Genomic DNA, 25,279 nt, shown 5'->3' with positions numbered 1-25,279 from the left:
ACGCCTCAAGCCGCTGATTCCGAAGAAAAAATATTCAATCACGGCGTTGTGATCTTTCTATTTAGGTTTGGCGAATCGAGCTTCTAGCCTCTGTCTGGCGCACCTGGATGCGCCTCAAAAAAACAGAGGAACCTGAAATGAATTCCACACTTGGCTCAGGGATTACTCCCCGTCGCACCGTTGGTGTATTGGCCGCCAGCCTGTTGACCCTTTCCGTGAATGCCGCGCCGCTGACCCGTGACAACGGTGCGGCGGTCGGCGACAACCAGAACTCGCAAACCGCCGGCGCCAACGGCCCGGTACTGTTGCAGGACGTGCAACTGATCCAGAAGCTGCAACGCTTCGACCGCGAGCGCATTCCCGAACGCGTTGTGCATGCCCGAGGCACTGGTGCCCATGGTACGTTCACTGCGACCAACGATCTGAGCGATCTGAGCAAGGCCAAGGTGTTTACCGCCGGCCAGGTCACGCCGGTGTTCGTGCGTTTCTCGGCGGTGGTTCACGGCAATCACTCTCCGGAAACCCTGCGTGACCCTCGAGGTTTCGCGACCAAGTTCTACACCGCCGACGGCAATTGGGATCTGGTGGGCAACAACTTCCCGACGTTTTTCATCCGCGATGCGATCAAGTTCCCGGACATGGTGCATGCCTTCAAGCCCGATCCTCGCACCAACCTTGACGATGACTCGCGCCGCTTCGACTTCTTCTCTCATGTACCGGAAGCCACCCGTACTTTGACTGAGCTGTATTCCAACTCGGGAACCCCGGCCAGTTATCGGGAGATGGACGGCAATAGTGTGCACGCCTACAAGTTGGTCAATGCCAAAGGCGAAGTCCATTACGTGAAGTTTCACTGGAAAAGTTTGCAAGGCATCAAGAATCTCGATCCGCAACAAGTTGTGCAAGTTCAGGGCCGGGATTACAGTCACATGACTCACGATTTAGTAACAAATATTAACAAAGGTAACTTTCCCAAGTGGGACTTGTACATCCAGGTCTTGAATCCGCAAGATTTGTCCAAGTTTGATTTCGATCCTCTTGATGCAACCAAGATCTGGCCAGGTGTTCCGGAGCGAAAAGTTGGACAAATGGTCTTGAACCGCAATCCTGCTAATGTTTTCCAGGAAACCGAACAAGTGGCCATGGCTCCATCGAATGTGGTGCCAGGTATCGAGCCCTCGGAGGACCGTCTGCTGCAAGGTCGGATATTTGCCTATGCCGACACCCAGATGTATCGCCTTGGCGCCAACGCCCTGCAATTGCCGATCAATGCCGCCAAAACCGCCGTCAACAATGGCAATCAGGATGGCGCGATGAATGCCGGTGCGAGCACCTCGGGCATCAACTATGAGCCAAGCCGTCTGCAGCCGCGTGAAGAGACCCCGGCTGCGCGATACAGCCAGACCGCGCTGCAGGGCAGCACGCAACAGGCGAAGATCCAGCGCGAACAGAACTTCAAACAGGCCGGTGATCTGTATCGCTCGTTCAGCAAGAAGGAACGCCAGGATCTGATCGAAAGCTTTGGCGGTTCGCTGGCGGGCGCCGATGACGAGAGCAAGCACATCATGCTGTCCTTCCTTTATAAGGCGGATCCGGAGTACGGCGCCGGTGTGACCAAAGTGGCCAAGGGTGACCTGGATCGGGTCAAGGCCTTGGCCGCCAAACTGGTCGACTGACAGCGACCCTTTCAAGCCCCGGCAATTGCCGGGGACTGACCGGCAGCAGCGCCGTGCGTCTGGCCAGCGGAGAAATCCGTCCCGACGCGCCGCGCTGATCGACGATGGCTGCGTTATCATCGCGGTTTTTGCCGGGGGTTCAGATGGCCAAGGCCAAGCGCATGTATGGCTGCACCGAGTGCGGCGCAACCTTTCCCAAGTGGGCCGGACAGTGCGGCGAATGCGGCGCCTGGAACACCCTGACCGAAACCATGGTCGAGAGCGGCGGTGCCGCCGCCCCGAGCGGGCGCACCGGCTGGGCCGGACAGCAGGCCCAGATCAAGACCCTGGCCGAAGTCAGCATCGAAGAGATTCCGCGTTTTTCCACAGCCTCCGGCGAGCTCGACCGAGTGCTCGGCGGTGGTCTGGTGGACGGCTCGGTGGTGCTGATCGGCGGCGATCCCGGCATCGGCAAATCGACGATCCTCTTGCAGACCCTGTGCAACCTCGCCAAGAGCATGCCGGCGCTGTACGTCACCGGCGAAGAGTCCCAGCAACAGGTCGCCATGCGCGCACGCCGCCTGGGCCTGCCGCAGGATCAACTGCGGGTCATGACCGAAACCTGCATCGAAACCATCATCGCCACCGCCCGTCAGGAAAAACCCAAGGTGATGGTGATCGACTCGATCCAGACGATCTTCACCGAGCAACTGCAGTCGGCACCGGGTGGCGTGTCCCAGGTGCGCGAGAGTGCGGCGTTGCTGGTGCGTTACGCCAAGCAAAGCGGTACGGCGATTTTTCTGGTCGGCCACGTGACCAAGGAAGGTGCGCTGGCAGGGCCTCGCGTGCTGGAGCACATGGTCGATACCGTGCTGTATTTCGAGGGCGAGTCCGACGGGCGATTGCGCCTGCTGCGGGCGGTGAAGAACCGTTTCGGCGCGGTCAACGAACTCGGCGTGTTCGGCATGACCGACAAGGGCCTGAAAGAAGTCTCCAACCCTTCGGCGATTTTTCTCACCCGCGCTCAGGAAGAAGTCCCGGGCAGCGTGGTGATGGCAACGTGGGAAGGCACCCGGCCGATGCTGGTGGAAGTCCAGGCGCTGGTGGATGACAGTCATCTGGCCAACCCGCGTCGGGTCACGCTGGGTCTGGATCAGAATCGTCTGGCGATGTTGCTGGCGGTGCTGCACCGTCACGGCGGCATTCCGACCCACGATCAGGACGTGTTCCTCAACGTGGTCGGCGGGGTGAAGGTGCTGGAAACTGCGTCCGACCTGGCGTTGATGGCGGCCGTCATGTCGAGCCTACGTAACCGGCCGTTGCCCCATGACTTGTTGGTGTTCGGCGAAGTCGGCCTGTCCGGCGAAGTGCGCCCGGTGCCGAGCGGTCAGGAGCGATTGAAGGAAGCCGCCAAGCACGGCTTCAAGCGCGCGATCGTGCCCAAGGGCAATGCGCCGAAGGAAGCTCCGCCAGGGTTGCAGATCATTGCGGTGACACGACTGGAGCAGGCGCTGGACTCGTTGTTCGAGTGATCAGACGTCAATCAGCGCCGCGAGCTCGCGTTCCAGTTCGGTTTCGTCGGCCAGATTGAGTTCGATCAGGCGACGCAGGCGCTGAATCGACTCCAGGCTGATATGCCGACACACGAAACCGAGCTGGCCGTGATCTTCATGAGCCAGTTGCACATCCATCTCGATGTGTACGTCCTCGCTCAGATGAATATCGACGAAAAAATCCTGCTCGGAATTGCCCAGCCAGGGCTCGGGCCGCTCGATCAACAGCCCCTTGAGCGACAGATCGATCAGCTTCACCGGCCAGATGTACTCGCCCTGGCTCAATTCGGTTCGGGCATCGAACGCGATACGTTTGAAGCGGCGACGCTCGGACGGGTGCTCGCTCATGGCGCAATCCTCAGGAAGGTCAGCTGACTATAGACCCGACCGGCGGGGTGTTGCCAACGAATGGACTGTCTAGACCAATGTCGGGGTATGGCCTTTGCCGCCAACAGCGCTAAACTCGGGGTGGCTGTCTTTCTTGTCCACCCTGGCTGGAATAATAAAATGAAAAATAATAATAGCCTGCTACGCCACTTACCCTGGCTGCTGCTGGCAATCGTAGGAGCGTGCGCCCTTGGCGTAGTGGCATTGCGCCGAGGCGAGGCGATCAACGCCTTGTGGATTGTGGTCGCCGCCGTGGCCATTTATCTGGTTGCGTACCGTTACTACAGTCTGTTCATCGCTAACAATGTGATGCAACTCGATCCGCGTCGGGCCACCCCCGCCGTACTCAACAACGACGGTCTGGACTACGTTCCAACCAACAAACACATTCTCTTCGGTCACCACTTCGCGGCCATTGCCGGCGCGGGGCCGCTGGTCGGCCCGGTACTGGCGGCGCAGATGGGCTACCTGCCCGGTACGCTGTGGCTGATCGCCGGCGTGGTGCTGGCGGGCGCGGTGCAGGACTTCATGGTTCTGTTCATGTCGACCCGTCGCAACGGCCGTTCGCTGGGCGACATGGTGCGTGAAGAAATGGGCCGTATCCCCGGCACCATCGCGCTGTTCGGCTGCTTCCTGATCATGATCATCATCCTCGCGGTGCTGGCGCTGATCGTGGTGAAAGCCCTGGCTGAAAGCCCGTGGGGCATCTTCACCGTGATGGCGACCATCCCGATCGCGATGTTCATGGGCATCTACATGCGCTACATCCGTCCGGGCCGCATCGGCGAGATCTCGGTAGTCGGCGTGTTGCTGCTGCTCGGTTCGATCTGGCTGGGTGGGCAGATTGCCGCCGATCCGGTCTGGGCCAAGGCCTTCACCTTCACTGGCGTGCAGATTACCTGGATGCTGGTCGGCTACGGTTTCGTCGCCGCTTCGCTGCCGGTTTGGCTGATTCTGGCGCCGCGTGACTATCTCTCCACGTTCCTCAAGATCGGTACCATCGTCGCCCTGGCGATCGGCATCCTGGTGACCATGCCCGAGCTGAAAATGCCGGCCCTGACCCAGTTCGTCGACGGCACTGGTCCGGTGTGGAAGGGCGGTCTGTTCCCGTTCCTGTTCATCACCATTGCTTGCGGTGCGGTATCGGGTTTCCACGCGCTGATCTCTTCCGGGACCACGCCGAAACTGCTGGATAACGAAACCAACGCCCGTTACATCGGTTACGGCGGCATGCTGATGGAATCGTTCGTGGCCATTATGGCCATGGTCGCTGCCTCGGTGATCGAGCCAGGCGTGTACTTCGCCATGAACAGCCCGGCCGCCGTGGTCGGCGGTGATGTGGTGTCCGTGGCAACTGCGGTCAGCAACTGGGGCTTTGCAATTACCCCGGAAGCCCTGCAAGCCGTGGCGCATGACATCGGTGAAACCACCATCCTGGCCCGTGCCGGTGGTGCGCCGACCCTGGCGGTCGGTATCGCGCAGATCCTGCACAGTGTGCTGCCGGGTGAAAACACCATGGCGTTCTGGTACCACTTCGCGATCCTGTTCGAAGCGCTGTTCATCCTGACCGCAGTCGATGCCGGCACCCGTGCCGGTCGCTTCATGCTGCAGGACCTGCTCGGCTCCTTCGTACCGGCGCTGAAACGCACCGAATCCTGGTCCGCCAACCTGATCGCCACCGCCGGTTGTGTCGCGATGTGGGGCTGGTTGCTGTATCAGGGCGTGGTCGATCCACTGGGCGGTATCAACACCTTGTGGCCGCTGTTCGGCATCTCCAACCAGATGCTTGCCGGTATCGCGCTGATGCTCGGCACCGTGGTCCTGATCAAGATGAAGCGCCAGCGCTACATCTGGGTCACCCTGCTGCCGGCCACCTGGCTGCTGATCTGCACCACGACCGCTGGCTTCATCAAGCTGTTCGACGCCAACCCGGCGATCGGCTTCCTGTCGCTGGCCAAGAAGTACAGCGATGCACTGGCCAACGGTCAGGTGCTGGCGCCGGCGAAAAGCGTCGAGCAGATGCAGCACGTGATCTTCAACGCCTACACCAACGCTACATTGACCGCGCTGTTCCTGTTCGTGGTATTCAGCATCCTGTTCTATGCGCTCAAGGTCGGCATCGCTGCCTGGGGCAAAAAAGAGCGTACGGACAAAGAATCGCCATTCCAGGCCCTGCCGGACGCGTAACCAGAGGATTGCAGCATGTTCAATGACCTGAGTCGCCTCGGTAAATACCTCGGTCAGGCCGCGCGCCTGATGGTCGGCATGCCCGACTACGACACCTACGTCGAGCATATGCAGACCAAACACCCGGACAAACCGGTGATGAGCTACGAGATGTTCTTTCGCGAACGTCAGGAAGCCCGTTACGGTGGCAAGGGTGGGCCGAAGTGCTGCTGAGCCGCTGATCGCGGTTCAGCAGAGATAGGTGGGAGCAGGTCTTTCGGCCTGCTCCCATTTTTATTTGTGCAATTGAAGGAGATCGAGTTTGTCTTCTCCCATCCCGGTCACGGTGCTCAGCGGTTTCCTCGGCGCCGGCAAGACCACCTTGCTGCGCCATCTGTTGAAAGCCGAGCACGGCCTGAAAATCGCCGTGATCGAAAACGAATTCAGCGACGCCGGCATCGACACCCAATTGCTGGGCGACGAGCCGGTGCAAGTCATGACCCTGGCCAACGGCTGCGTCTGCTGCACCATCCACACCGATTTGACCAAGGCCTTGTACCTGTTGCTCGAACGGCTGGACAGCGGCGAAATCGCCTTCGATCGGCTGGTCATCGAATGCACCGGCCTGGCCGACCCGGCTCCGGTGGTGCAGACTTTTTTCATCGACGAAGAACTGCGCGAACGTTATCTGCTCGACGGAATCATCACCCTCGTCGACGCCGCTCACGCCGAACTGCACCTGACCCAGACCATCGCCCAGGCGCAGATCGGTTTTGCCGACCGCTTGCTGGTGAGCAAAACCGATCTGGTGGACGAGGCCGCGTTCACCGCGCTCAGCGAACGCCTGACCCGCATCAACCGTCGTGCACCGATCCGCGTGGTCGAACACGGCAACATCGATCTGGCCGAGTTGCTCGATGTGCGCGGTTTCAACCTGAATGCCGATCTCGGCGGCGGGGTGAGTCTGCGGCCGGTGAGCAAGGCGCCATCCATCGACCGGATTTCCAGTCTGGTGCTGCGTACCGATCAGCCGCTGGATATCGATCAGCTCAGCGAATTCATGAATGAACTGTTGGAAGAGCACGGCAAGCAATTGCTGCGCTACAAAGGTGTGTTGAACATTGCGGGTGAAGATCGGCGGCTGGTGTTCCAGGGCGTGCTGAAACTCTACGGCTTCGACTGGGACACCGAGTGGGCCGAGGGCGAGGCGCGGGAAAGCGTGATCGTGTTTATCGCCGACGATTTGCCGGAAGAGAAGATCCGGGCGGGGTTTGCCAGGGTGGCGGCGAACTGAGTCCGCCGCGCTTTCAGTGAGTGGAGCCGCTGAGAATCGTCTGCTCCAGGTGATCCAGATGACGGTTCATCAGCGACACCGCCTCGCCAGCGTCATCACGCTCGATCGCCTCGACGATCCGGGCGTGATCCTGCCAGCCGCAACAGCTGTGCGTGGTTTCTGTGCATCGCGCAATCGCCAGTGAGGTCAGCGGCACCAACGTGCCGAGGAAATGCGCCAACGGTGCATTCCGCGCCATTTTCGCTACCTGCAAATGAAACTCCCCGGACAAGCGAATCGCCGCCCCGCGCCGATCTTTATCCACAGCCTGACGCTCCCGTTCGATCAACGCTCGCAGGCGCTTCAGATCTTCAGCCTGCGCATGCTGACAAGCCAATCGCACCAGCGTGTTCTCGGCCAGACGCCGAGCGTGCAGGGCCTGACGTGTCTGCTCGGCATCCGGCGCAGCCACTCGTGGTCGATGGTTTGCCCGCAGTACGATGATCTGTTCGTGGGACAGTTGAGTCAGCACCCGACGCACATCGGCGCGGCTGACGCCGAACATCTCCTTGAGACTTTCTTCGGTGAAACGGCTGGCGGCATCGATGCGTTGCTCGAGGATTGCGTCTAACAGGCGCGGATACAGATCCTCCACCGGCGCATGCAGGCGGGAGAAGGGCAGGGCCGTCGAGGTCGGGCGAGGGTGCGACGGCGTGGCAAGACTGTTCATGGCCGGTCTCCAGTGTGAGGCGTTTCAGTGGCTCAGGTTGTCATCCGGAATATTCAGCTCGATACCCATCCGCTGGCCTTCACGCAAAATGTGCCGGCGCATTTCGGCGCTGGCCTGGGCGCTGTTCTTGCTGCGGATCGCGCGCACCACGGCTTCGTTTTCCTCAAGGCGTTCGGCCAGGTGCTCCGGCGAATTGCGCAGCACTTCGGCGCTTTGCTTGAGGGCGTTGCTGGTCTGTTGCACCACGCTCTGGAAAATCGGGTTCGAGGTCAGGGTGAACAGCTCCTCGTGGAACGCGATGTAGGCGCTGACCCCGGCCTCGCTGTCACCCGCTTCGAGGGCTTCGCGCATGTCCATCAGGGTCAGGCGCAACTGCCCGACTTCCTTGCTGCTGATCGACTGCGCTACCAGACCGACAATGAACGGTTCGAGGGTGTAGCGCAGTTGCAGCACGTCTTCGAGGCTGGCGCCGGCCACTGCACTGTCGTGGCTTTGGCTGTCACTGGCCTGGGCGTCGAGCACCACCACGCCTTTGCCCGGCATCGAGCGCACCAGACCGAGGGTTTCCAGCACGATCACCGCTTCACGCAGGCTCGGGCGGCTGATGCCCAGTTGCTCGGCCAGCTCGCGCTGCCCCGGTAGCATCTCGCCGGAGCGCCACTGGCCACGGGCCAGCGCGGCCCGGAGTTTTTCCACCACTGAGTTGACGACGGTTGATGTAGTAATCACGTGTTCGCTCCATGAGCCGTGCCTGCATTGGCGCAGGCACGGCGCTCATTCAGAATTCTTTGGCCGCCGCTTGAGCGACCGTTTTTCTCGGCTGAAAGTTATAGCCCTGCTCGCCGTTGAGCACCTTGTTCGCCCGCTGCACGTCGATGTCCTTTTCCCAGCGGGCGATGGCCACGGTGGCGACGCAGTTGCCGATCAGGTTGGTCAGCGCGCGACCGATGCCCATGAACCAGTCCACCGCCAGCACCAGCACCAGACCGACCACCGGAATCGCCGGGATGGCCGTCAGCGTGGCCGCGAGAATCACGAGCGCCGACCCCGGAATGCCGTGGGCACCTTTGGAGGTAATCAGCGACACCAGCAAAATAGTCAGCAGATCGGTCATGGCCAGCGGCGTACCGGTAGCGTTGGCAATGAATACGATGGCCAGGGTCAGGTAGATCGAAAAACCGTCGAGGTTGAACGAGTAACCGGTGGGAATCACCAGCCCGACGGTCGAGCTGCCGATACCCAGATGCTCAAGCTTGCGCATGATCTGCGGCAGCACGGCGTCGGAGGACGCGGTGCCCATGACGATCAGCAGTTCTTCACGCAGGTACTTGAGCAACGGCCACATGCGCAGGCCGGAGGCACGCATCACCAGACCCAGAATCACGCTGACGAAAGCGATGCAGGTCAGGTAGAACAAACCAACCAGACTGCCCAGGTGTTGCAGCGAATCCAGGCCATATTTGCTGGTGGTGAAGGCGATGGCGCCGAACACGCCGATCGGTGCCAGACGCACGATCATGCCCATGATCCGGAAGATCACGTGGCTGAGCTCGTTGATCAGCCGCGAGATCCCGGAAGCCGCTTCGCCCACCAGATTCAACGCGCTGCCGAACAGCACCGAGAACAGCAGCACTTGCAGAATGTTGTTGTCGGCAAAGGCGCCGAGTACCGAGGTCGGGATCAGGTCCATCAGGAATTGGGTGGTGGTGTGCATGTGCTGGCCGCGTTCGGCGATGTCGCCCATGTCGGCGGCGGACAGCTGCTCCAGATGGATGTTGGCGCCGCTGCCGATCCCGGTGGTGAAGGCGAACACCAGACCGATCACCAGGGCGATGGTGGTCAGCACTTCGAAGTAGATCACCGACTTGAGGCCGATGCGCCCGACCTTCTTCAGGTCGCCGGCGCCGCTGATGCCGCTGACCACCACGCAGAACACGATCAGGCCGATGAGCATCTTGATCAGTTTGATGAAACCGTCGCCGAGCGGTTTGAGCTGGGCCGAGTATTCAGGAAGGGTCAGCCCGCAGACGATGCCGAGCACCAGTCCGAGAACCACTTGGAGGAAGATTGAACGCGAGCACCATCTGAGCATGGGAGGAATCCTGGTCGGTGTCCTGGCTGCCGTGCGCGGGGCGCATCAGATTCAGGACTTAATTATTGTGGTCTTACCGGTATGTCCAGTGCGGGTGCAGTCTAGGCGCTGCTTTTTACGGATCGCAAGTGAAAAATGACGAATTGGCATGACCGGTCTGACCAGTTGGGCGCGAGACCCCGACCTTGAGCCATTTAGCGTTCGAAACTTTTTTGCGGGCGAAAAAAAACCGGCCATCACTGGCCGGTTTTTCATGCTGCGGTTTTAACGTCGCAATTAAGCGCCGTATACCGGCAGTTTCTTGCAGATGGCTTTGACTTTCTCACGAACGGCGTCGATCACCGCTTCGTTGTTCAGGTCAGCCAGGATGTCGCAGATCCAGCCAGCCAGCTCTTTGCACTCTGCTTCCTTGAAGCCGCGAGTGGTCACAGCCGGAGTACCGAAGCGCAGACCGGAGGTGACGAACGGGGAGCGTGGGTCGTTTGGCACGGAGTTCTTGTTTACGGTGATGAACGCTTTGCCCAGAGCGGCGTCGGCGTCTTTACCGGAGATTTCCTGCTTGATCAGCGACAGCAGGAACAGGTGGTTTTCAGTACCGCCCGAAACCACGTCGAAACCGCGCTCGATGAACACGCCGGCCATGGCCTGGGCGTTTTTCACCACTTGTTGCTGGTAAGCCTTGAACTCAGGCTGCAGTGCTTCCTTGAAGCAGATCGCCTTGGCGGCGATCACGTGCTCCAGCGGGCCACCCTGGGCGCCCGGGAATACGGCGGAGTTCAGCTTCTTCTCGATGTCGGCGTTGGCTTTGGCCAGGATCAGGCCACCACGTGGACCGCGCAGGGTCTTGTGGGTGGTGGTGGTCACGACGTCAGCGAACGGAACCGGGTTCGGGTAGACGCCAGCGGCGACCAGACCGGCCACGTGAGCCATGTCGACGAACAGGTAGGCGCCAACCTTGTCGGCGATTTCGCGGAAACGCGGGAAGTCGAGGATCTGCGAGTAGGCAGAGAAACCGGCCACGATCATTTTCGGCTTGTGTTCAACCGCCAGACGCTCGACTTCGTCGTAGTCGATCAGGCCGTTGGCGTCGATGCCGTACTGGATGGCGTTGTACAGCTTGCCGGAGGAGGAAACGCTGGCGCCGTGGGTCAGGTGACCGCCGTGAGCCAGGCTCATGCCCAGGATGGTGTCACCGGCCGACAGCAGGGCCAGGTAGACAGCGGCGTTGGCTTGGGAACCTGCGTGCGGCTGAACGTTGGCGTAGTCGGCGCCGAACAGTTCCTTGGCGCGGTCGATGGCCAGTTGCTCAACGACGTCGACGTACTCGCAACCACCGTAGTAGCGCTTGCCCGGGTAGCCTTCGGCGTACTTGTTGGTCAGTACCGAGCCTTGAGCTTCCATCACCGCTGGGCTGGTGTAGTTCTCCGAAGCGATCAGCTCGATGTGTTCTTCCTGGCGCTGGGCTTCTTGCTCCATGGCGGCAAAAAGATCGGCGTCGTACTTGGCAATAGTCAAATCACGGCTGAACATGGCGGTCCTCAAGGATCGGGGGCAGAAAAGGGGGGCATTCTAACCCATCGGGTTTTGGATGGCATATGAAACGACATCATGTCGCAGACAAGTGGCGTTCATGCGTGGATATACGGTGATTGTGCCGGCCAAATCGCCAGCAGGCTGGCTCCCACAGTAATCGCGATAGCCTGCAAATTCCCTGATCGGCATCAATCCTTGTGGGAGCCAGCCTGCTGGCGATGGCTTCCCCACAAAGTCTCAGTCGAACATGAACAGCGCATCATTGCTGAACTGCGCCTCGAACCGTCCCGCCGGCATCGGCCGCCCGAACAGATAACCCTGAACCTCGTCGCAACCATGCTCGCGCAGGAAGTCCAGTTGTTCATGGGTTTCCACGCCCTCGGCGATCACCGCCAGATTCAGGCTGTGGGCCATGGCGATGATTGCCCGGGCGATCTGCGCGTCCTGCTCGCCGGACGGCAGGCCGTCGACGAAGGTGCGGTCGATCTTCAGCACGTCGATCGGGAATTGCTTGAGGTAGTTCAGCGACGAGTAACCGGTGCCGAAGTCGTCGACCGCGATGCTCAGGCCGAGGTTCTTCAGGCCGGCAAGGATCTGCATCGCCTCGCTGACTTCGCGCATCAGAATACTTTCGGTCAGCTCCAGCTCCAGGCACGCCGGCGGCAGGCCGGTTTCCTTGAGGATGGTGGCGATCCGCGTGCCGAGCTGGCCGTCGGAGAACTGTCGGGCGGAAATGTTTACCGAGACCTTCGGCACGCGCACGCGGCTCTGGTGCCAGGTCTTGAGCTGACGGCAGGCCTCGCTGATCACCCAGTCGCCGACGTCCACCACCAGCCCGAGTTCTTCGAGCACCGGGATGAAATCCCCCGGCGGCACCAGCCCGCGACGCGGATGACGCCAGCGCAGCAGGGCTTCGGCACCGGTCAGGCGTTTGCCGTCGCCGCTGAACTGCGGCTGGTAGTACAGCACGAATTCGTTCTGCTCCAGCGCGTGGCGCAGGTCGCTTTCCAGTTCCAGACGTTCCAGCGCACTGGCGTTCATGTCGGCCTGATAGAACTGGAAGTTGTTCTTGCCGCGCTCCTTGGCGTGGTACATCGCGGTGTCGGCGTTCTTCATCAGCTGGCTGAGTTCGTTGCCGTCCTGCGGGCTCAGGGCGATGCCGATACTGGCGGTGACGAAGAACTCGCGGCCTTCGAGCACGAACGGTCGCACCAGACTGGCAAGGATCTGCTCGGCCACGTGGATCGCACGGTTCAGTGCCATTTCGCGGCTGGAGCGGTGTTGCAGCAACAGGGTGAATTCGTCGCCGCCCATCCGCGCCACGGTGTCGTCATCGTCGACGCAGGCCAGCAACCGCGTGGCCATGTCCTTGAGCATGCGGTCGCCGGCGGCGTGACCGAGGGAGTCGTTGATCGGTTTGAATCGGTCGAGGTCGAGGAACATCAGCACCACCCACGACTTCTGCCGTTCGGCCGATTGCAGCGCGGTGTGCAGACGATCCTGGAACAGCGTGCGGTTCGGCAGGTGAGTCAGGGCGTCGTAGTAGGCGAGGCGGTGGATCCGCTGCTCGCTGGCCTTGCGCTCGCTGATGTCACTGAAGAAGCACACGTAACTGGCGAGGTCGCCCTCGTCGTCGAGCACGGCGGTGATGCCGACCCACGCCGGGTAGTGCTCGCCATTGCGGCGCTTGAGCCAGACTTCGCCTTCCCAGGTGCTGTGCTGATGCAACTGCTTGAGCACGTAGCGCAGGTGCGCGTCCTGCTGTTCGTCGACGGTCAGCATGTTCGGCAACTGGTCGAGCACTTCGCTCACCGCGTAACCGCTGACCCGGCTGAACGCCTCGTTGGCCTGGACAATGTAACCGGCCGGGTCGGTGATCAGGATCGCCGAAGTCGAGTGCTCGAATACCGTGGCCGCCATGCGCAGGTCTTTCTCCGCACGGCGCTGCTGGCTGATATCGCGACCGACCCCGAGCACGCCTTCGAAGGCGCCATGTTCGTCCCACACCAGCACCAGACGCAGTTCGATCGGGATCTTGCGACCGTCGGCGCGCAGGCAGTCGAACAGGAACATCTGGGTCTGCACCTGGCTGCGCAAAATCACCAGTTGCTCGGGTTTGCCCAAGGCTTTGCTGACGCGATCCATCAGGTGATAGATGCCGCTCAGTTGCTGCGGGTTGGCGATGGTCGATTGCCAGCCGTTCTGGAAAATCCACTCGGCGTCGTAACCCAGCACGGCTTGCACCGACGGGCTGACGTAGTTCAGCGACAGTTTGCTGTCGGTGGAGAAGATCACGTCGCTGATGCTTTCGGCGAGCATCCGGTAGCGTTGTTCGCTGTCGCGCAACGATTCGCTGGCTTCGATCTGCTCGGTGATGTCCTTGGCCACGCCGATGATCCGCGTGACCTGATCGTGCTTGTCCCGGGCCAGTGCCTGTTCGCGAATGTCGAAGCGCCGCCACTTGCCGTCGCGATGACGGAAGCGCAGCTGACATTGCAACAACTGGCTGTAACCAGCGTGACGCTGCATCTGCCGCGAGCGATGGTAATAGTCGGCGTCTTCCGGGTGCAGGAGGATTTCCCAGAAGTACTCGCCCATCTGATGCAGTTCGGTGCGGTTGTAACCGAGGGTCTGGCCGAGGTGGTGGTTGCTGAAGATCATCCGCTGGCTGATCACGTCCTGCACATACAGGTGATCCGGCACGGTACGCACCACGTCCGACCAGAAACCTTCGCGCTCCAGCAGCGACAGTTCGATCAGCTTGCGGCTGGTGATGTCGTTGATGCTCAGGATCACGGCCTTGTAGTCGTGCTGTTCCTGCGGCAGGCGCAGCACCAGCCACAGGTGCTGGTCGCGGCCATTGATGTCCGGGAGTTTGATTTCCAGTTCCAGCTGCTTTTGCTGCTGGAGCACGGCGTCGAGCACCTGATTGCCGATGGCGCACTGACTGTGCGGCTGACCGTCGATCAACAGTTGCCAGGCGTGATCGCAGGAATTGACATTGAGCAGTTGCAGCGCGACCTGGTTGACCTCGGTGACCCGCAGTTCGTGGAGCAATTGCTGGCGCTGCGCCGGCTGGTCGAGCCAGGCCTTGAGCTGGTCGCTGGTCTGGATCTGGGCTTTCTCGAAAATCAGCTTGAGCCCCGAAAGATCCAGCACGCACAACGCCACGCCGGTGCCTTCGAAAATATCCTGATAACGCCGACGCCCTTCATGCACCTGACGCTGACGGCGGCGCATATTGAGCAGCGCGATGAACGGCAGCAGCGAGAGCGCCAGGCCCAACAGGCATTTGCCGATGAACGCCGGCAGCAGTTGTTCGAGCACGTGCTGGCGGTCGAACAGGCCACGCAGTTGCCAGTCGCTGCTGCTCAGCGGCACGGTCAGCACGCTGTTGGCCAGATCGTCCGGGGTCAGGACGCTGGTGCTGCCGATGGGCATCGCTTCGTCGCGGCTGATGATCTGATGGTTGATGCGATTTTCCACCAGCCACAGGGGACGGATACCGGTTTCGCCTTGTTTGGTCAGTGCTTTAAAGAAGGTGGGTGTCAGCCGCAGTGCCCAGTAACCGCGAGTGCTGCCACTGGCCTGATGCAACAGCAGATGCACCACCGAGCCGTCGTCGTCATTGCTGAAGTAATGCGCCTGAGCGCGGCTGCGGCGTACCAGATCGCTGAGGTAATCGGCGTCTTGGCTGTCAGTCGCGCTGTCGCTGAGGATTTTTCCGGAGGGGCTGAGCAGGGCCAGGCTGCGCAGGTCGGGCAGCGACTTTTGAAGTTTGCGCAGCAGCGCCTGCTGTTCGTCGGCCGACTGCGGTTGTTCGACGATCGGTAGCAGGTTGAGGGCGATCTGCGCGTTCAACGCCATGTTCAGGCTGACCTGCGCGGCGAGGTCGGCGGTGTAGTCGATGGTGTACTGACGCTGGTTTTTCTGGGTTTCACGCAGTTGATCGAGCAGCTGCCAGAACAGCAGCGCCAGCAGCAAAAGCACCAGCGTCGCCAGCGCGCCTTTCAATGTTCCGCGCAGGGACGAGCCGGGCGCCGGTTGGGTGCTGCTCACAGAGGCTGGCGGAGTGACGTTGGACAAGCTGTAATCCTGCGGTCTGGCTGGACTGGCGCGACGTGCACTATAAGCCGGACGCCCAAGGGCGGCTAGCATGCCTTGAGTTGTGGCGAAGTGCCAGCCCCACTCGGCTGGACTGCCACCGGTCATTCAGGTAGCTTTGCCGGTTACGCGGGAGCGTTCCAGCTCCTAGACTCAGACTTTTTCAGCGCGCACGCATTGATGACCATCAAGTGAACGACGCGCATCGGTCTGGCCGGGCATCGCCTGCGCTCCAATCATTCATCTGTCACTGACCCAAGGTTCTCCATGGCTCAATACGTCTTCACCATGCATCGGCTGGGCAAAGTTGTTCCGCCGAAGCGGGAAATCCTGAAAAACATTTCGCTGTCTTTCTTCCCCGGCGCCAAGATCGGCGTACTCGGCCTCAACGGTTCGGGTAAATCCACGCTGCTGAAAATCATGGCCGGCGTCGACACCGAGTTCGAAGGCGAAGCGCGCCCGATGCCGGAACTGAACATCGGTTACCTGCCGCAAGAGCCGCAACTGGATCCGACCAAGACCGTGCGTGAAGTGGTCGAGGAAGCGGTCAGCGTGATCAAGGATGCGCAAGCGCGTCTGGACGAGGTCTACGCCGCTTACGCCGACCCGGATGCCGACTTCGACAAGCTGGCCGCCGAACAGGCCAAGCTCGAAGCGATCCTGCAGGCCAGCGACGGTCACAACCTGGAGCGCCAGCTGGAAGTCGCCGCCGATGCGCTGCGTCTGCCGGCCTGGGACGCCAAGGTCGAGCACCTGTCCGGTGGTGAAAAACGTCGTGTGGCCCTGTGCCGTCTGCTGCTGTCCGCCCCGGACATGCTGCTGCTCGACGAACCGACCAACCACCTGGACGCCGACTCCGTTGCGTGGCTCGAACACTTCCTGCACGACTTCCCGGGCACTGTGGTAGCGATCACGCACGACCGTTACTTCCTGGACAACGTTGCCGGCTGGATTCTGGAACTCGACCGCGGCGCGGGCATTCCTTACGAGGGCAACTACTCGGGTTGGCTGGAAGCCAAGTCCGATCGTCTGGCCCAGGAATCCAAGCAGCAATCGGCCCACGAAAAAGCCATGAAGGAAGAACTGGAGTGGGTGCGCAAAGGCGCCAAGGCCCGCCAGTCGAAATCCAAGGCACGTCTGCAACGCTTCGAAGAAATGCAGTCGCAGGAATTCCAGAAGCGTTCGGAAACCAACGAGATCTACATCCCGGCCGGTCCGCGCCTGGGCGACAAGGTCATCGAATTCAAGAACGTCACCAAGGGCTACGGCGATCGCGTGCTGATCGACAATCTGTCGTTCTCCATGCCGAAAGGCGCCATCGTCGGCGTGATCGGCGGTAACGGTGCCGGTAAGTCGACCCTGTTCCGCATGCTGATGGGCAAGGAAACCCCGGACTCCGGCAGCATCGAAATCGGCGAAACCGTACAACTGGCCTGCGTGGATCAGAGCCGCGAAGACCTGGACGGCAGCAAGACCGTGTTCCAGCAGATCTCCGACGGTTCCGACCAGATCCGCATCGGCAACTACGAGATCCCGTCGCGTACCTACGTCGGTCGTTTCAACTTCAAGGGCGGCGATCAGCAGAAGTTCGTCAAGGACCTGTCCGGTGGTGAGCGCGGTCGTCTGCACCTGGCGCTGACCCTGAAGGAGGGCGGCAACGTCCTGCTGCTCGACGAACCGTCCAACGACCTCGACGTTGAAACCCTGCGTTCCCTGGAAGAAGCCCTGCTGGACTTCCCGGGCGCTGCCATTGTGATCTCTCACGATCGGTGGTTCCTTGACCGCGTCGCGACTCACATCCTGGCGTACGAAGACGACTCGCAGGCGGTGTTCTTCGAAGGCAACTACACCGAGTACGAAGCCGATCGCAAAAAGCGCCTCGGCGAAGCAGCGGCCCAGCCACACCGGGTACGCCACAAGAAACTGGCCTGATTACGGGTTGGTTGCATGAAAAAGCGGAGCCTTCGGGCTCCGCTTTTTTTTGCCTGCAATGCAGGCTGTTTTATACCTTGTGTACTATTTGTTTTCATAAATGCGACATTTTTGTCTGTTGCTGTGTACATGTCGTTTGTTACAGTCCGGCTCAATCGCTTCCAACGACAACAAATCTGCCGAGACTTTTCCCATGATCGAATCCGTCGAATCCTTCCTCGCCCGTCTGAAAAAACGCGATCCGGATCAACCCGAATTCCACCAGGCCGTCGAAGAAGTCCTGCGCAGCCTGTGGCCGTTTCTCGAAGCCAATCCGCACTATCTGACCTCGGGGATTCTGGAGCGCATCTGCGAGCCGGAGCGGGCGGTGGTGTTCCGCGTGTCGTGGGTCGACGATCAGGGCAAGGTTCAGGTCAATCGCGGTTTCCGCATCCAGATGAACAGCGCCATCGGCCCGTACAAGGGCGGTTTGCGCTTCCACCCTTCGGTGAATATGGGCGTACTGAAATTCCTCGCCTTCGAACAGACCTTCAAGAACTCCCTGACCTCATTGCCCATGGGCGGCGGCAAGGGCGGTTCGGACTTCGATCCGAAGGGCAAGAGCGACGCCGAAGTCATGCGTTTCTGCCAGGCGTTCATGAGCGAACTGTACCGCCACATCGGTGCCGATGTGGACGTGCCGGCCGGTGATATCGGTGTCGGCGCACGGGAGATCGGTTTCCTGTTCGGCCAGTACAAACGCCTGAGCAACCAGTTCACCAGCGTGCTGACCGGAAAAGGCATGACCTATGGCGGCAGTCTGATCCGCCCGGAAGCCACCGGTTTCGGTTGCGTGTACTTCGCCGAGGAAATGCTCAAGCGCCGCGAGCAGACCGTCGAAGGCAAACGCGTGGCGATCTCCGGTTCCGGCAACGTCGCGCAATACGCGGCTCGCAAAGTGATGGACCTGGGCGGCAAGGTGATTTCCCTGTCCGACTCCGAAGGCACGCTCTATTGCGAGGCGGGCCTGAGCGAAGAACAGTGGCTGGCGCTGCTGGAACTGAAGAACGTCAAGCGCGGACGGATCAGCGAATTGGCGGCGGCATTCGGCCTGGAGTTCCGCGCCGGTCAATTGCCATGGTCGTTGCCGTGCGACATCGCGCTGCCATGCGCGACCCAGAACGAACTCGACGCGGAATCCGCCCGCACCTTGCTGCGCAACGGCTGCATCTGCGTGGCCGAAGGCGCGAACATGCCGACCACCCTCGAGGCTGTGGATCTCTTTATCGAAGCCGGCATTCTGTTCGCGCCGGGCAAGGCATCGAATGCCGGCGGCGTGGCGGTGAGCGGTCTGGAAATGTCGCAGAACGCCATGCGCCTGCTGTGGACCGGCGGCGAGGTGGACAGCAAGCTGCACGGAATCATGCAGTCGATCCACCACGCCTGCGTGCATTACGGTGAGGAAAACGGCCGGATCAACTACGTCAAAGGCGCGAACATCGCGGGCTTCGTCAAAGTCGCCGACGCGATGCTGGCGCAAGGCGTGGTTTAAGCAACGGTGCTCAAGAGCGCTCGATGCGGATCACTTCAATCAGTTGATCACCGGCCGGGCGCTGCCAAAGCACTTCATCGTTGAGCCGCGCGCCAAGCAGCGCACGGCCCAGCGGTGAAGCCCAGTTGATCAGCCCGTTGGCGGCATCGGCCTGATCTTCGCCGACCAGTTGCACCCGACGCTCGGTGTCGTGTTCGTCGGCGTAGGTCACCCAACTGCCGATCTGCACCTTGTCGTTCGACGTCGGGGCCGGCGCGACCTGAGCGCTGGCGACCCGTTGATTGAAATAACGCAAATCCCGTTCGAGATCGGCCAGCCGCTGCTTGTCGGCCTGTTCGCCCTTGGCGGACTGTTCGGCGTGCAGGGTTTGCAGTTCGGCGAGTTTCGCCTGCAACTGGGCAAGTCCTTGCGGCGTGACGTAATTGGGCTGCGTGCTGACCTGCCGTTCGACCGGCTGATCGGCTTGCGCAGCGGCATTGTCTTCGTTGACGAAGGCGCGACTCATGATGGGCTCCTGTTATAGCCGTTGGGCCATGGTCGCAGGCAAAAGGTTTCGCTGGATGTCTGGAAGCGACCTACTGTGAACGATAGGCCCGCGCTGCGCCCTGATCCTTTTCCTGCTGCCAGGCGCGCTCGCGTTCGTCCCAGTGTTCGTTGCGATACTGTTCGCGATCCTTGTTTTCCAGCATCGCCTGACATTGGCGGAAGCCGTCGCTCCAGCCCTCGGCGTATTGCTTGTCCTTGAGATAACGCGGCACGTTCTTGCGAAACTCGCCGCTGATCGAGCCGGCCGCCTGACGACCGCTGATGCAACCGTCATCGAAACCGTCGGCGAACGCCGGTGGATAACCCTTGGCAATCAGATCTTCGTGGGTGCTCTGACAGCCGCCCAGCAACAGCAACACGCCCGCAAAAACCGCACACCGCCACATCACACTCTCCCCGGCCGTCAAACGGCTGATAGGGAAAGTCTAGAAGCGGATTCGTCGATGGGGCGTGAAAGAAAGATCAAAACCTCAGTAGTGATACCACTTCACTTCCAGCATCACCTCGGTTTCCGGCGTGGCCAGATGGCTGAACTCGCGCTGGGCGCTCAGGCGCAGGCCGAGGTTGCGCGACAGTTCCCACTGTTGGTTCAGACTCAGGCTACGGCGCACTTCACCATTGAAGAAGTAATCGCCTTTGGCCTCCAGGCTGAGATTGCCCAACGGGTTTTTCCACAGTACGCCGGTATTGAAACCGCCGGCGGGGGAAACGAACTCGGCGAAATCATTGTTGTGTTCAACGCGCACCGTACCGAGGGCGAACCCCAGCACATCGTCACCCAGCGCCCAGGTGCCGCCGCCGCCACCGTTGACGTGGCTGACCAACGTCTCGTCATCGTGCTTGCCCGGAACCCGTTCAAGACCACCGGTGACTTGCCATGACAACGGCTGCAACAGCGCGTTGCGCGGCGTCAGCGAGCGGATGGTCGCCAGATCCAGTTGCTGGAATTGCCAGTGATTACCTTCGTACTGGCGCAGCTTCATCTGCAGGATTTCGATCTGCGCACCGAGGGGGAAACTCTCGGCGTTGTCGTTGAGGTCGTGATAGGCCATGCGCAAGCCGTACTCGCCGAATGCGCGGTCACCCCGAGTGCCGAGACCGGCCTGCCAGGTGCGCGATTCATGGCCGTCCTCGGGCAGACCCGGTTGTGGAATTTGCAGCTCCGGCGCCGGGTTCTTGTTGATCGCCCGCAGCAGTTCGAAACTGCGCTGCGCCCGCTGTGGATCACGCTCCTGGCCATTGGCGCGGTAGCGCTCCAGCCGATACGCCGCGTCAACAATCAGCGCCTGGCGATCCCGAGGCAGGGCCTTGAAGGCCGGGTCCTGAAGTTGCTGTTGATCGGCGCTGACCTTCAGCACCCAGTCCTGTTCTTCGCCGCTCAGGGGCTCGGCGCGGCTGAGCAGTTCGCGCTCGCGGGACGGGCGGTATTCGATGTGCTCGACCAGCCCGGCTTCCTTCACCGCTTTGACGGTGTCGGTGGGGATCGCCGTCAGCGGGAATTGCTCGGTCAGGCGCAGGCTCGGGCGCGCCACCTGCAACAGTTCCAGCAGGCGATAGGAGCAGTTTTCATCGAAGAAGAAGTAGTCGAACTGGATCTGCTTCAACTCCCACACATGCTCGACCATTCGCGCGGTTTCGGCTTGCGTCAGATTGAGCCGGTATTCCCACAGATCGCGGTTTTCCAGGCTGCGGTATTCCGAGAGTTTTTCCTGATAGGGCACCAGCGCGAACAGCCCCGGATACCCGCCCATCAGGCCTTTCCACGCGTACAGGATGCTGTTGTCCGAACCTTCGATGTAGGCGCCGAAGTTGATCGCGTAGCTGAGCAGAGAAGTCTTGTCGCTTTGCACGTCAGCCTGGTCGATGCGCAGCAGGGTGTGGCCGAACATCGACGACGGGCTGTTGAGGTAGGCCGCCGGGAAAATCATCACCGCGCTGTGGGGCGAGACGTCCTTGAACCACTTCTTGAATTCGGCGCAGTCCGGCGTCGGCAAGCCGGTCAGGTTGAGTTGATCTTTCAACCAGCGGGTGCGTGCCGGGTAAACGCACTGGGCGTGTTGCTCACCGAGACTGGCCGGGGCGTACAGCGCTTGCACGGTGGCGGCCAGTTCGTGGTCGGGGTGTTCGTTGCCATCGGGGGCAAGAAAGAATTTTTTGTCGCTGACGTAGCTGCGCCAGCCACCGAGCTTGGCGGTTTCGTAATGACCGAGGGAAATCCAGAAGCGGTCGTTGGCCAGTTGCTGCAAACGTTGAGGGTCGATGTGAGGCGCGGCGGACAGCGGGGCGCAGACACACAGCGCCAACCAGGCAAGGCGTTTGAGCATAAATGGCAACTTAAGTCGAAAGAAACAAAGACCCAAGGAGGGCGGGCCGAAAAAATAAAACCCGCTTCCCGAAAGAAGCGGGTGGGTCGAGCTTAAGCCTGAGTCGCGTACTTGGCCAGACGTGGGTCTGCCTTCAGAACGGCCAGGGTGTTGGTATGCACGTCTTCGGCGGTCACGTCAGCCTTGCTGAAGATCTGCTGGAAGTGCTCGTGAGTGACGGCGGCGAAGTGCGCACGGTCTTCCGGCGCCACGCCCAGTACCACGGCATAGGTCGTCAGCGCTTCGCCGTTGCCTTTTGCCATGTCTTCGGACAGCTCGTTCATCATGCCATTCATGGCAAACCAGGATTTGCCGCCATAGGTCAGCGAAGCGTTGGTGGAGCAACCGTTGGTGCCGGACGTCATGCCGAACGTGGCGTTGCCGGAGGTGCCGTTGGTGGTGGATGCCAGGAAGTGAGCCGGAGTGCCACGCTGACCTTCGAACAGCATGTTGCCCCAACCGCAATCCGGGCCGCCTGGAGCTTGCGCCATTGCGTTGATGGATACAGCGGTGAAGAGAGTACCGAGAAGAATCCGTTTCATAGCTTTGTTCTCTTTATGTGCATACCAATGGACAGGGTTCTGGCCCCCCAAGCTCTGTACGAAACAGATCAAAACGAAGCCAGTGGGCCGGTATTAGTTCCAGCCGCGCAGTTTGGAGTTTAGGCACGTTCCCGGGGTTCCGTGATTTTTTACAAAAGATTTGGTGATAACCCCGGTTTCACTGGGGCTGGGTCATGGTTGGCCGGTTGTCTATGCTTTGTGGTGTGGCGCGCCTTGCCAGTGGGGCTCGGGCAGCGCCAGAATGCCGCTATCTGCCCCGCCTGATTGTTAAGGAAGCCCGATGCCTGATCCTGTTGCTGCCAGCTTGCGTCTAGCGCCCGAAGCGCTGACCCGTCCGTTTTCCGCTGAACAGTTCAGCTTCACTACCACCAATGATCTGGAGCCCTTTCGCGGTGTGCTCGGCCAGGAACGTGCGGTCGAAGCCTTGCAGTTCGGTGTGGCCATGCCACGCCCCGGTTACAACGTGTTCGTCATGGGCGAGCCCGGCACCGGCCGGTTCTCGTTCGTCAAACGCTACTTGAAGGCCGAAGGCAAACGCCTGCAGACCCCGGCGGACTGGGTCTACGTCAACAATTTCGATGAGCCGCGCGAGCCCCGCGCCCTGGAATTGCCGTCGGGCAGCGCGGGTGCCTTCATCGGCGATATCAACGGCCTGATCGATAACCTGCTGGCGACCTTTCCTGCGGTGTTCGAACACCCGTCCTACCAGCAGAAGAAGAGCGCCATCGACCGCGCCTTCAACCAGCGCTACGACAAGGCGCTGGACGTCATCGAACGTCTGGCCCTGGAAAAAGACGTCGCCCTGTACCGCGACAGCAGCAACATCGCCTTCACCCCGATGCTTGAAGGCAAGGCGCTGGACGAAGCCGAATTCGCCCAGTTGCCGGAAACCGAGCGCGAACGCTTTCACGACGATATTTCCGGTCTCGAAGAACGCCTGAACGAAGAATTGGCGAGCCTGCCGCAGTGGAAGCGCGAGTCGAGCAACCAACTGCGTCAGCTCAACGAAGAAACCATCACCCTGGCCTTGCAGCCCTTGCTCGCACCGCTGTCGGAGAAGTACGCGGAAAACGCTGCCGTCTGCGGTTACCTGCAAGCGATGCAGGTCTATCTGCTGAAAACCGTGGTCGAGCAACTGGTCGATGACAGCAAGACCGACGCCGTCGCCCGCAAGCTGCTGGAAGAGCAATACGCGCCGAGCCTGGTGGTCGGTCATCCGGCCAGCGGCGGCGCGCCGGTGGTGTTCGAGCCGCATCCGACCTACGAAAACCTGTTCGGCCGTATCGAGTACACCACCGATCAGGGCGCGCTCTACACCACCTATCGCCAGTTGCGCCCGGGTGCACTGCACCGCGCTAATGGTGGTTTCCTGATCCTTGAAGCGGAAAAAATGCTCGGCGAGCCGTTCGTGTGGGATGCGCTCAAGCGCGCCCTGCAATCGCGCAAGCTGAAGATGGAATCGCCGCTGGGCGAGATGGGCCGTTTCGCCACCGTGACGCTCAACCCGCAGCACATTCCGTTGCAGGTCAAAGTGATCATCATCGGCGCCCGTCAGCTGTATTACACGCTGCAGGACCTAGATCCGGACTTCCAGGAGATGTTCCGCGTTCTGGTGGACTTCGACGAAGACATCCCGATGGTCGACGAAAGCCTGGAGCAATTCGCCCAGTTGCTGAAAACCCGTACTTCGGAAGAAGGCATGGCGCCGCTGACCGCCGACGCGGTGGCGCGTCTGGCGACTTACAGCGCGCGTCTGGCCGAGCACCAGGGGCGTTTGTCGGCGCGGATCGGCGATCTGTTCCAGCTGGTCAGCGAGGCGGATTTCATCCGGCATCTGGCCAACGATGAAATGACCGATGCCGGCCACATCGAGCGTGCGCTCAAGGCCAAGGCCACCCGCACGGGGCGGGTGTCGGCGCGGATTCTCGACGACATGCTGGCGGGGATCATTCTGATCGACACCGACGGCGCGGCGGTCGGCAAATGCAACGGTTTGACCGTGCTCGAAGTCGGCGACTCGGCGTTCGGTGTGCCGGCGCGGATTTCCGCCACGGTGTACCCGGGCGGCAGCGGCATCGTCGACATCGAGCGCGAGGTCAACCTCGGTCAGCCGATCCACTCCAAGGGCGTGATGATCCTCACCGGGTATCTGGGCAGCCGTTACGCCCAGGAGTTCCCGCTGGCGATTTCCGCGAGCATTGCGCTGGAGCAATCCTACGGCTACGTCGATGGCGACAGTGCGTCGCTGGGCGAGGCGTGCACGCTGATTTCGGCGTTGTCGAAAACCCCGCTCAAGCAATGCTTCGCGATTACCGGCTCGATCAACCAGTTCGGTGAAGTGCAGGCAGTGGGCGGGGTCAACGAGAAGATCGAAGGCTTCTTCCGTCTCTGCGAAGCACGCGGGCTGACGGGCGAGCAGGGCGCGATCATTCCGCAGGCCAACGTCGCCACCTTGATGCTCGATGAGAAGGTGCTGGCGGCGGTGCGTGCCGGGCAGTTCCACGTCTATGCGGTGCGTCAGGCCGACGAAGCGTTGAGCCTGCTGGTGGGCGAGCCGGCCGGTGAGCCGAACGAAGAGGGTGAATTCCCGGAAGGCAGCGTCAACGCGCGGGTGGTGGAGCGTCTGCGGGTGATTGCCGAGATGATCAGCGAAGAGGATCTGAAAGAAGCCGAGAAGGAACTGGCGCAGGAGGCGCTGGCGGAGGCCAAGCCGGCGTAAGCCAGGCAGCCTTCAAAAAACGGGAGCCTAGTGCTCCCGTTTTTGTTTTGTCGCGAACGTCGGCAAAAGTGCCATCACTCTGGCGTCAATATTCACACAATGACCATTCGGCGCCTTCTGGTTCTGTGCGGC

At 61.0% G+C, this 25,279-nt stretch carries 18 protein-coding genes; 8 read left to right on the top strand and 10 right to left on the bottom strand.

Annotated elements, in window-relative coordinates:
• The first annotated feature begins 137 nt into the window (after positions 1-137).
• Positions 138-1,676, top strand: a complete 1,539-nt coding sequence (gene katB / locus C1X29_RS00365; RefSeq protein ID WP_102686330.1) for a catalase KatB — start codon at positions 138-140, stop codon at positions 1,674-1,676.
• Positions 1,677-1,819: 143 nt separating this feature from the next.
• Positions 1,820-3,187, top strand: coding sequence for a DNA repair protein RadA (radA, locus tag C1X29_RS00360; RefSeq protein ID WP_007950985.1), 1,368 nt, complete (start codon positions 1,820-1,822; stop codon positions 3,185-3,187).
• On the opposite strand, the gene C1X29_RS00355 is transcribed toward radA, so the two are convergent.
• Positions 3,188-3,556 (bottom strand): PilZ domain-containing protein, encoded by a 369-nt coding sequence (locus C1X29_RS00355; protein WP_085608710.1) that lies wholly within the window; start codon positions 3,554-3,556, stop codon positions 3,188-3,190.
• 159 nt (positions 3,557-3,715) lie between these two features.
• Here C1X29_RS00355 and C1X29_RS00350 point away from each other — a divergent pair, with 159 nt between their 5' ends.
• From C1X29_RS00350 to yjiA, 3 genes are all read left to right on the top strand, one after another.
• Positions 3,716-5,782 (top strand): carbon starvation CstA family protein, encoded by a 2,067-nt coding sequence (locus C1X29_RS00350; protein WP_007950983.1) that lies wholly within the window; start codon positions 3,716-3,718, stop codon positions 5,780-5,782.
• Positions 5,783-5,797: 15 nt separating this feature from the next.
• Complete coding sequence (locus C1X29_RS00345) at positions 5,798-5,995, top strand: YbdD/YjiX family protein (protein WP_003228401.1); 198 nt, start codon at positions 5,798-5,800, stop codon at positions 5,993-5,995.
• Positions 5,996-6,083: 88 nt separating this feature from the next.
• Entirely contained in the window at positions 6,084-7,055 is a 972-nt protein-coding gene (gene yjiA, locus C1X29_RS00340; RefSeq protein ID WP_102716622.1) for a GTPase, read from the top strand.
• A gap of 13 nt (positions 7,056-7,068) precedes the next feature.
• On the opposite strand, the gene C1X29_RS00335 is transcribed toward yjiA, so the two are convergent.
• The 5 genes from C1X29_RS00335 to C1X29_RS00315 all read right to left on the bottom strand — a co-directional run bounded on the left by C1X29_RS00335 (position 7,069) and on the right by C1X29_RS00315 (position 15,475).
• A complete protein-coding gene (locus C1X29_RS00335) occupies positions 7,069-7,764 on the bottom strand; it encodes a GntR family transcriptional regulator (protein ID WP_085747702.1) in 696 nt (231 codons plus the stop codon).
• Between the two features lie 24 nt (positions 7,765-7,788).
• Positions 7,789-8,493, bottom strand: a complete 705-nt coding sequence (locus tag C1X29_RS00330) for a FadR/GntR family transcriptional regulator (protein WP_007950980.1) — start codon at positions 8,491-8,493, stop codon at positions 7,789-7,791.
• A 49-nt stretch (positions 8,494-8,542) separates the two neighbouring features.
• On the bottom strand, positions 8,543-9,856 hold the full coding sequence (locus tag C1X29_RS00325) for a C4-dicarboxylate transporter DctA (RefSeq protein WP_085747703.1): 1,314 nt from the start codon (positions 9,854-9,856) through the stop codon (positions 8,543-8,545).
• Between the two features lie 276 nt (positions 9,857-10,132).
• A complete protein-coding gene (gene glyA, locus C1X29_RS00320) occupies positions 10,133-11,386 on the bottom strand; it encodes a serine hydroxymethyltransferase (protein ID WP_102716621.1) in 1,254 nt (417 codons plus the stop codon).
• A gap of 240 nt (positions 11,387-11,626) precedes the next feature.
• Positions 11,627-15,475, bottom strand: coding sequence for a bifunctional diguanylate cyclase/phosphodiesterase (locus C1X29_RS00315; protein ID WP_085747704.1), 3,849 nt, complete (start codon positions 15,473-15,475; stop codon positions 11,627-11,629).
• A 285-nt stretch (positions 15,476-15,760) separates the two neighbouring features.
• Between C1X29_RS00315 and ettA the strand changes: the two genes are divergently transcribed.
• Together ettA and gdhA are read left to right on the top strand one after the other, a co-directional pair.
• The gene (gene ettA / locus C1X29_RS00310; protein ID WP_007950976.1) at positions 15,761-17,425 is read left to right on the top strand and encodes an energy-dependent translational throttle protein EttA; all 1,665 of its coding nucleotides are present in this window, start codon (positions 15,761-15,763) and stop codon (positions 17,423-17,425) included.
• 193 nt (positions 17,426-17,618) lie between these two features.
• Positions 17,619-18,956: an NADP-specific glutamate dehydrogenase gene (gene gdhA / locus C1X29_RS00305; RefSeq protein ID WP_085747705.1), complete on the top strand. Its 1,338-nt coding sequence runs from the start codon at positions 17,619-17,621 to the stop codon at positions 18,954-18,956.
• A 10-nt stretch (positions 18,957-18,966) separates the two neighbouring features.
• On the opposite strand, the gene C1X29_RS00300 is transcribed toward gdhA, so the two are convergent.
• The 4 genes from C1X29_RS00300 to C1X29_RS00285 form a co-directional block, all read right to left on the bottom strand.
• Positions 18,967-19,461, bottom strand: coding sequence for a GreA/GreB family elongation factor (locus tag C1X29_RS00300; protein ID WP_102716620.1), 495 nt, complete (start codon positions 19,459-19,461; stop codon positions 18,967-18,969).
• Positions 19,462-19,531: 70 nt separating this feature from the next.
• Positions 19,532-19,888, bottom strand: coding sequence for a hypothetical protein (locus C1X29_RS00295; protein ID WP_007950973.1), 357 nt, complete (start codon positions 19,886-19,888; stop codon positions 19,532-19,534).
• Between the two features lie 84 nt (positions 19,889-19,972).
• The gene (locus tag C1X29_RS00290; RefSeq protein WP_102716619.1) at positions 19,973-21,826 is read right to left on the bottom strand and encodes a DUF4105 domain-containing protein; all 1,854 of its coding nucleotides are present in this window, start codon (positions 21,824-21,826) and stop codon (positions 19,973-19,975) included.
• Between the two features lie 92 nt (positions 21,827-21,918).
• On the bottom strand, positions 21,919-22,407 hold the full coding sequence (locus tag C1X29_RS00285; RefSeq protein ID WP_007950971.1) for a DUF3015 domain-containing protein: 489 nt from the start codon (positions 22,405-22,407) through the stop codon (positions 21,919-21,921).
• Between the two features lie 301 nt (positions 22,408-22,708).
• Here C1X29_RS00285 and C1X29_RS00280 point away from each other — a divergent pair, with 301 nt between their 5' ends.
• On the top strand, positions 22,709-25,147 hold the full coding sequence (locus tag C1X29_RS00280) for a Lon protease family protein (RefSeq protein WP_102716618.1): 2,439 nt from the start codon (positions 22,709-22,711) through the stop codon (positions 25,145-25,147).
• Positions 25,148-25,279: the final 132 nt, after the last annotated feature.

Origin of the sequence: Pseudomonas sp. GW456-12-10-14-LB2, from assembly GCF_002884345.1 — a bacterium.
Classification (GTDB): Bacteria; Pseudomonadota; Gammaproteobacteria; order Pseudomonadales; family Pseudomonadaceae; genus Aquipseudomonas; species Aquipseudomonas paraglycinae.
Note: the sequence above shows the minus strand (reverse complement) of the source record. Positions and strands in the feature narration are given on the sequence as shown.